The following is an 8,052-nucleotide window of genomic DNA, read 5'->3' as shown; positions in this document are numbered from 1 at the left end:
CATTGCGCTCTCGACGCTCGGCGAGCGCGAGAGCGGCACGGCGCGGCTTGAGGAGGCCATAGCCGCTGGGCGCGCCGCACTCGAGGAGCGGACGCGCGAGCGAATGCCGCTCGACTGGGCGAAGACGCAGAATAATCTCGGCACGGTACTCTGGATGCTCGGGCAACGCGAGACCGGCACGGCGCGGTTGGAGGAGGCCGTGGCGGCCTATGGCGCTGCACTCGAAGAGCGGACGCGCGAGCGCGTGCCGCTCGACTGGGCAGTGACGCAGAGCAATCTTGGCTCAGCGCTATCGACGCTCGGGCAGCGCGAGAACGGCACGGTGCGGTTGGAGAAGGCCGTGGCCGCCTGTCGCGCCGCACTCGAAGAATGGACGCGCGAGCGCGTGCCGCTCAACTGGGCGGTGACGCAGAACAATCTCGGCTCGATACTCTGGGCGCTCGGGCAGCGCGAGAGCGGCACGGCGCGGCTGGAGGAGGCCGTGGCCGCCTGTCGCGCCGCACTAGAGGAGCGGACGCGCGAGCGTGTGCCGCTCGATTGGGCGATGACGCAGAACAATCTCGGCAATGCGCTCGGAGCACTCGGGCAGCGCGAGAGCGGCACGGCGCGGCTGGAGGAGGCCGTGGCCGCCTTTCGCGCTGCACTGGAGGAATTTACGCGCGAGCGCGTGCCGCTCAACTGGGCGGTTACACAGAACAATCTCGGCGCGGCACTCTCGGCGCTCGGGGAGCGCGAGAGCGGCACGGCACGGCTGGAGCAGGCGGTGGCCGCCTGTCGCGCCGCATTCGAGGAGCGGACGCGCGAACGCGTGCCGCTCGACTGGGCGATGACGCAGAACAATCTCGGAGATGCGCTCTCGGCGCTCGGACAGCGCGAGGGCGGCACGGCGCGGTTGGAGGAGGCTGTGGCCGCCTATCGCGCCGCACTCGAGGAGTGTACGCGCGAGCGCGTGCCGCTCGACTGGGCGATGACTCAGAACAATCTCGGCAATGCGCTCTCAAAGCTCGGGGAGCGCGAAAGCGGCACGGCGCGGCTGGAGGAGGCCGTGGACGCCTATCGCGCCGCACTCGAAGAGCAGACGCGAGAGGGCGTGCCGCTCGACTGGGCGATGATGCAGAACAATCTCACAAATGTAGAGGCCTTACTGAACGAGCGATTACAAGCATTGGACATTTCCTGAATTTATAAGACGAGTTAAGCCGTTTGAGATTTCCAAACTTTTTCTGCCGCTAAACTCAAATGCGAAATTTCAGTTTTGCTAACGGCCTGAGCAGCACAACAGAGTGGGATTGGTCCCTCAGTCGATTTCAGAGTCGATGCCCGGCAGTTACGGCTCGGTTTGGCGCGCTCGTCCGCTCATTGTTCAGCACACCTGGTGTTTTGCTCGTTCGAGAAGTCGCTAACAATGCGCGACCTGCCGGATCTCGACATGCTGGAGGATGCCTGCCCGCTCAGCAGGCTCCAGCTGGAGTGACGACACGAAAGTGATCATTATGTACCGCTCATGAGAACAAGAATGGAACTACGCCGCTAGCAGAGAGGCAATTCGGCGAAGTGGCCGCAGTCCGTGCTTCAGGTAGTGGATCGACATCCCAGATATAGTCGCCGGTCAGGCTGATGTGCTCCCAGCCGAGCGGAGCAATGTGTCGCGCCAGCTCCGGCCTTGTATCAAACGTTTGTCGGCTGTGATTCCGTCGCCTGGATTGATTCTGGGACGTGGACATGGCGGGTAAATCTCCGTTGACGGTGAACCAAGAGCAACGGGACGGTCTGGACGGACCAACTTCTCTTCTGGATTGGTGCACCGCCGCTCGGCTACTGTAGCATAACTCGCACGGAGATGATCGAGTGCGTTTCGACGTGAGATGAAGACAGCGGTACCACGCCTTCTGGTGGGACATATGAACTGGGATCTCAACTGGATTTGGAGCCTGCCTCTCATCGTCGTGACGATGACCATCCATGTTTTGGGCCTTGGGTATATAGCCAAGAAGATCGTCCTCGACGCGACCGTTCCGTCGGGGCGGAGAGAGTTTATGTTGGCTTTTTGTAAGGTGGTCGGTACGACCACCCTGTTTGCAACACTGCTCTTGACCGTTCACGCTATCACGTGGGCGCTACTCTATCTGGCGCTGGGCGCGCTTCCCGATGCGCCATCCGCTATGCTCTACTCCTTGAGCGCACTCACGAGCTATGGCCACGCGGAGCTATTCCTGGAGAAGCGCTGGCAGCTGATGGGCGCCCTGGAGGCGGTAAACGGCGTTCTTCTCTTCGGGTTGACAACGGCACTTCTGTTCGCCGCCATCCAGGCTGTCTTTTGGCCGACCAATCGGCAGTAAGTATCCCCCGGCAAAGCCGGGGGCTTTAAATTGTGAGCCGCTCAAAGCGGCATTCTGGGGACGCTGACGCGGCCCCGGTTTTAATCAACCACCGGAAGGTGGTTCGCTAACGCCGTAGGTTCAGTTGATCGATCCGGCGATCTTCTTGTTCTGACCCCATCAGCGCCTGGCTTTGCTTGCCATGGCGGCGGTGATGATCTCCGGTCTGGTCAGCCTCGGCATTGCCGGCGACTATGTCTACTTCGGCGCTATTCGTGAAATGCTGCCGCTCAAGGCCTCCCTCATCGTCGCGCCTCGGCGGCCTCCGACGTCTGTTGGTTAGCGGGCGGTATAGAGCGCGGAGACCATAGGTTCAAATCGTGCCCCAACTAAATCCTCTTGCGACCCGTTACGCCTATCCCGGCGTTCATATGGCCTCTGGGACAAGTTGGCGCACCCAGGGCCAGCGCCGAGGGCTTCGCCTGCACTTCTCGAAGTGCCAGCTCTGGTCGCTTATCCTAATGATTTCACAGTGGAATTAGTTTGAAGGCCACATCTGGTGTGTCTGCCCCGCCGCTTCGAACCTTCACCGCCCGATCCCGCCCACTTACTTGCGCTGCCCTTTCGGGTGGGGAGGGCTGCACGAAGGCCCAATAGTTGTTCAAAGCCGAAGGGGTACACTATGTGCTGACGTTTGTGGCACCTGCCACGGCAGTAGCTCTTTGTCGACAATAAAGGATAAACAAGGGAGATTGTTATGCGAGGTCGTCGAGGGCAAGGTCGAGCCTCCATGCGGACTACCGCTGGCTTGGTGATTTTCATGCCTGTTGGTTTGTTGCTCGATAGAATTCTTCGCGGGTTGGCCGTCGCATTCCTCGGATTTACCCTCGCGTCGGCGTGCCCTCTGGCTCAAGCGGTGGCGCAGCCAAATTCGGTGACGGCGATTGATATCGCGCTCGAACCTGACGCAGCAATGCTTCAGCACGCAAAGGACGCCAACGCCCGTCTGCTCAAGTCTTTCCCGAAAGGGTTCCCTCTCGACGAGACGCACCACCCTCACATCTCGATATTGCAGCAGTTCGTTCGCACCGACGATCTTGAAAAGGTGTTTGCAGCTGCGAACGCGGTCGTGGCGAAAGAAAAGCCGACGGCATGGATGCTCAAGGCGTTCAAATACTACTACATCCCGCCGCCGCCCTATGGCCTGGCAGGCATCGTCGTAGAGCCTACTGATGATCTCCACCGCTTGCAGGATGAACTCATCGCCGCAGTTCAGCCTTACACGGTGAAGTCCGGAACTCCGGCGGCGTTCTTCAGCGACGATGGCGGCCGCGATATTCAAAAGCCCTTGATCAAATATGTCGCCAACTTCGTGACAGACGCCGCGGGCAAGCGTTTCAACCCGCACGTGACGATTGGCCTGGGGACCGAAGCCTATCTCAACAAGATGCTGGCCGAACCTTTCCCATCGTTCACGTTCTCGGCGAGTGGAGCATCTGTCTACCAGCTTGGCACCTTCGGCACCGCTCGGAAAGAATTGAAGACTTTGATCCCGAAGGACTGAGGCAGAGCGGGTACTGTCACGTTGACGTCGGTGTCGGTTTCCGGCCAGTTCTGACGGCATGAGTGAGGTTTCCCGTTCCCTCTATCGCGGTCATCGTTTCCCAGCGGAGGTGATCTCCCAGGCCGTCTGGCTCTATTTCCGTTTTCCGCTGAGCTTGAGAATGGTCGAGGACTTGCTGGCGGCACGTGGAATTGTGGTGAGCCACGAAACCGTTCGGCGGTGGGCCGAGAAGTTTGGCCGGGATTTTGCCAGCACCATTCGGCGACGCGCGCCGCTGTTCGGCAGCAAATGGCATCTCGATGAAGTCGTCGTCACCACCAGTGGCAAAAAGCATTGGCTTTGGCGCGCCGTCGACCAAGATCGCTTCGGGTGTTGTCAGACTAACCCCGAGTTGTCTCCGCCGGGTGCACGAAGGCCAATCCAGACCTCGGTTTAGGCCGCGAGTGCCCGCCACCCGGCAATGGCGGCCGAGCGTCTCTGTTTGTAGATTTCCCGGCTGACGAGGTGGCGCTCCGAATTAAAGTGGTTGTGGATCTGACTGTGGACGGCGACGAATTTCTGAAGCGTCTTCGTCCGACGGAATTTGAGCATCGCTGTTTCTCGTCGTCGAAACGGTTGGTGGGAATTCTCGGCCCGATTGTTCCCCCAGCGACCGACTTTTCGGCGTTTGAGGTTGCCGATCTCCCGCATGGCCGCACCATAGCAGCGCAAGCCGTCGGTGACGATGATCTCGGGACGGCCGTAGCGCTTCACGGCTTTCTTGAGGAATTTCAAAGCGGCGGCCTTATTCCGCGTCTTGCTGACGACGAACTCCAAGACCTCGCCCTCGTGATCGACGGCCCGCCAAAGATAGTGGAGCTTACCGTTGACCTTCACGAAAACCTCATCGACGTGCCAGCGCCAGCGGCTGAAGTTTCCAGCCCTCATCCGCCGCTTGCGGAAATCGCCGGCGAACATCGGACCGAAGCGGTTCCACCAAAACCTCACCGTCTCATGGCAGATGTCGATGCCACGCTCATGCAGCAGATCCTCCACATTCCTCAATGACAAGGGGTAACGCACCTACATCATCACAGCGAGGCGGATCACCTCCGGCGACGAACTGAAATAGCGAAACGGATTGGGTTTGGGGCGCGACATCCTCGCTCCCTACCTTACCCCTCCACCTTCGGCAATTTGCTCTGACAGAGCCCCCGCAGCGGACGCGGAGGTCTGATCAGTTGTGCCCCGCCAGGAGACGAATGCGTCCCGTGAATTCACCCGGCCCGCTGCAGTGGCGGTTGCTTCCACTTGCCTTCTGTCGCCGCTTCTTTCGGCCAGTAGAGGCGCATGATCATGGAGAACGGCCCTTTTGGCGCAGGCAGCCAGTTGGCTTCCTTGTCCTTGCCGGGGGATTCGTTTTGGACAATCAGTGTCAACCCGCCGTCGGCGTCGCGTTTGAGCTGCGGCAGCATCGGTGAATTGATCAGATAGCGGTTGAGCGGATTGGCGACGAGCAGGCTCTGAGGCTCGTCATACATCGTCAACGACCAAAACGCGTTGACGGGTGGCAATTGGCCCGGCGCAAAGCGCAAGGTGTAACGGTTGGCACCATTCAGCTTCTGCTTTGACGCATCCACATAATAAGTCGGATACATCGCCTCCTGCTTCGAATTTCCGTAGATGCCGAGAGCGGCGGCCCCCATGCGGTAGAGATAATTCCCCTTCAGATACTGCCGGGTGCCGAAGACGTCACCCGAGTTCACCTTACCCTCCTCGACGTCTTTCTTCAGGCCAGCGAGGGCAACCCAGGCATCGGCCATGCCTTGCTCGATGGCCGTCTTCATCTCGGACGAGAGCTTGCCGTCGTCAAAGGTCTTACCCGCGCCCACGCCGATCTTGGCGAAGCGCGCCATGAGTGCCTTCTCGGACGGGACCGTCGGGCAGAATTGCAGCACGAAGTTCAGGATGCTGAAGAACTCCGGCGAGGTCTTCTCTTCTGCGGGCGTGAGCGGCTTGATGAAATCAATAGCCGGTGCCGCTTTGGGCGCAGGCTGGCCCAGAAACGCGGAGAGCGGCTGCACCTTATAGCCAGACTGGACCTTCTTCACGTTTTCGATATCAGCCGGATCGAAGAGCTGCGTGCGATACGTTGGGAACGCCAGTTCGGTCTCGCAGCGAAAGACCTTCTTGACCCCCTTGGGCGCGTCACCCTTCCATCCCGGCCCGGCGAGCAGGAAGCTGCCGCCTCCGTTGCCGCTTGTGCGTGTGCCGATGTAGTCGAAGTTGAACGTGTAATAATCGATGAGCTGGACGCTGAAATAGCGTTCCTTTTCCATCGCCGGCACGGTGATCACAAGAGGTTCGGCACGTAGGTCCGCGCCGACGAAGGAGTAAGGCGTATCCGAGTTGGGCGTCTGGATCGCCGTGTCAGCGGGCGTGAAGACACGAGCGCTATTCCAGATCTGGTTCCAGGGCCCCTTATATTCCGGGGTCGCTTTATCGACCCAATAGGCGTGCTGGATTCGGTAATTGTCCACGATCGGGAAGCCGTAGACATAGGCCTCCTTGGCGATGGTGCGGGCCTCGGCGGGGGTGACGCTGATTTGTGCGTCCGCTGCCGTGAAGCGGAGAACCGGCAGCATAGCAAGCCCGCCGACAAAGCCTCTTCGTGTAATGGTTTTCATGTCTCTGAGCCCTCCATTTCACTGTTCGGTGCCGGATTTGCCGTTTCTAGTTGGCTGCGCGCACAATTGCTGGTGGTTTCCAGGTGCCATTGCCCGGGGGCAGAATCGACGGTGCTTCGACCTTCGGCCAGTACAACCGCATGACGAGGTAGATTTCGTCATTCGGCGCCGGCAGCCAATTGGATTCCTTGTCGGCGCCAGGCGAATCTTTTTGGATATACAGCGTGAGAGAGCCGTCGGCGTTCTTCTTCATGCCCGGCAGCATCGGTGAATTGATCAGATAGCGGTTGATCGAATTCTCGATCAGCAGCTGGCTCTTGCCGTCGTACATGGTCACCGACCAAAAGGCGTCCACTGGTGGGAATTGTCCGGCGGGAAAAGTGAGCGTGTATTTGTGCCTGGAGCCGTCGAGGACCTCGCCATCAGCGAGCGTCTTCGCCATGGGGTAGACGGCCTCGACCGCGTCGTTGCCATAGATGCCGCCCTTGGCGGCGGCGGCGCGCTTCAGCCAGTCGCCGCTGTAGAATTGCCGGTCACCAAACAGCGATCCGATTTTCCATCCGTTGACGCTCTTCTCTCCGCTAGCAAGATACTTTTCGACCTTCTCTTCGCCGTCTTTCATCCCCAGCCCGATTTCAATCTTGTGCGTCAGCGGAAGATCCTTGAAGTCGAAGGTCTTTCCGGGGCCGACGCCGATCCGGGCGAGTTTCTCGCGAATGACCCCCTCTTCTGGTCCCGCCGGCGCGAACTGGAGAGCGAAGTCGAGGTAGTCGAAGAAGTTCTTCTTCACCAATTCCGCGTTGGCCTTGGGAAAGTCGATGGCCGCTGGGGCGGGCGGCGCGGGCTGCTTGAGATAGGCCGACAGGGGCTGCACCTTATAGCCGGCCTGGACCTTCTCAACGTTCGGCATGTCTGCAGAATTGAAAAGTTGCGTGCGGTAGGCAGCAGCAGAAAACTGCGTCGAGGACTGGAAGACCTTCTTAATACCGGGCGGCGTGGCCCCTTTCCAATCGGGGCCAACAACCATATAATCACCAGCCTCGCTGCCGGTTGCGCGGCTACCGATATATCCGTAATTGAACGTGTTGCCGTCGCACAGCATCACCGAATAATAGCGCGTCTTCTCGACAGCCGGGACGGACAACACGATCGGCTCAGCACGCAAATCCATAAATAACAATGAATACGGCGTATCGCTATTGGGAGTTATGACAGCCGTGTCTTTGTATGTATAGACACGCGCCTCATTTTTGATCTGATTGAATGGCGCCTTGTATTGCCCAGAGTTCTTGTCCACAGCGTATTCGTACATCACCGCATAGTTCATCACGATGGGCAACCCATAGATGAAACCTTCTTCAGCGATTGCCTTGGCCTCGAACAGGTTCGGCCACTCGGCTTTCGTCTGCGCGCTAACCGGCACAGTTATCGCCGTCATGGCAGTGATTGCAGCTAGTGCAGCGGAACGAAGTAGATCGCGTTTCGTCAACATTTGTGCATTCTT

At 59.3% G+C, this 8,052-nt stretch carries 7 protein-coding genes and 1 pseudogene; 5 read left to right on the top strand and 3 right to left on the bottom strand.

Annotation, left to right across the window (positions count from 1 at the left end; all coding sequences use genetic code 11):
* The 5 genes and pseudogenes from QQL24_RS06440 to QQL24_RS06420 all read left to right on the top strand — a co-directional run.
* A partial coding sequence (locus tag QQL24_RS06440; RefSeq protein ID WP_284311081.1) for a tetratricopeptide repeat protein occupies positions 1-1,180 on the top strand: 1,180 nt, incomplete at its 5' end.
* A 721-nt stretch (positions 1,181-1,901) separates the two neighbouring features.
* Positions 1,902-2,339, top strand: coding sequence for a hypothetical protein (locus tag QQL24_RS06435; RefSeq protein ID WP_284311080.1), 438 nt, complete (start codon positions 1,902-1,904; stop codon positions 2,337-2,339).
* 181 nt (positions 2,340-2,520) lie between these two features.
* Positions 2,521-2,661 (top strand): hypothetical protein, encoded by a 141-nt coding sequence (locus QQL24_RS06430; RefSeq protein WP_284311079.1) that lies wholly within the window; start codon positions 2,521-2,523, stop codon positions 2,659-2,661.
* Positions 2,662-3,138: 477 nt separating this feature from the next.
* Positions 3,139-3,882: a 2'-5' RNA ligase family protein gene (locus tag QQL24_RS06425; RefSeq protein WP_284311078.1), complete on the top strand. Its 744-nt coding sequence runs from the start codon at positions 3,139-3,141 to the stop codon at positions 3,880-3,882.
* 58 nt (positions 3,883-3,940) lie between these two features.
* Positions 3,941-4,249, top strand: a pseudogene (locus tag QQL24_RS06420) (IS6 family transposase); the annotation flags it as partial.
* A gap of 65 nt (positions 4,250-4,314) precedes the next feature.
* Here the strand turns inward: QQL24_RS06420 and QQL24_RS06415 are convergent.
* The 3 genes from QQL24_RS06415 to QQL24_RS06405 form a co-directional block, all read right to left on the bottom strand.
* Positions 4,315-4,932, bottom strand: coding sequence for an IS6 family transposase (locus QQL24_RS06415; RefSeq protein ID WP_284311077.1), 618 nt, complete (start codon positions 4,930-4,932; stop codon positions 4,315-4,317).
* Positions 4,933-5,138: 206 nt separating this feature from the next.
* Positions 5,139-6,548: a DUF1254 domain-containing protein gene (locus QQL24_RS06410; RefSeq protein ID WP_431310645.1), complete on the bottom strand. Its 1,410-nt coding sequence runs from the start codon at positions 6,546-6,548 to the stop codon at positions 5,139-5,141.
* 46 nt (positions 6,549-6,594) lie between these two features.
* Positions 6,595-8,040 (bottom strand): DUF1254 domain-containing protein, encoded by a 1,446-nt coding sequence (locus QQL24_RS06405; RefSeq protein WP_284311076.1) that lies wholly within the window; start codon positions 8,038-8,040, stop codon positions 6,595-6,597.
* Between the last annotated feature and the right edge of the window lie 12 nt (positions 8,041-8,052).

Source organism: Labrys miyagiensis (genome assembly GCF_030160835.1).
GTDB classification, from domain to species: domain Bacteria; phylum Pseudomonadota; class Alphaproteobacteria; order Rhizobiales; family Labraceae; genus Labrys; species Labrys miyagiensis.
The sequence above is the reverse complement of the archived record's forward strand: the minus strand, read 5'-3'. Positions and strand labels throughout refer to the sequence as shown.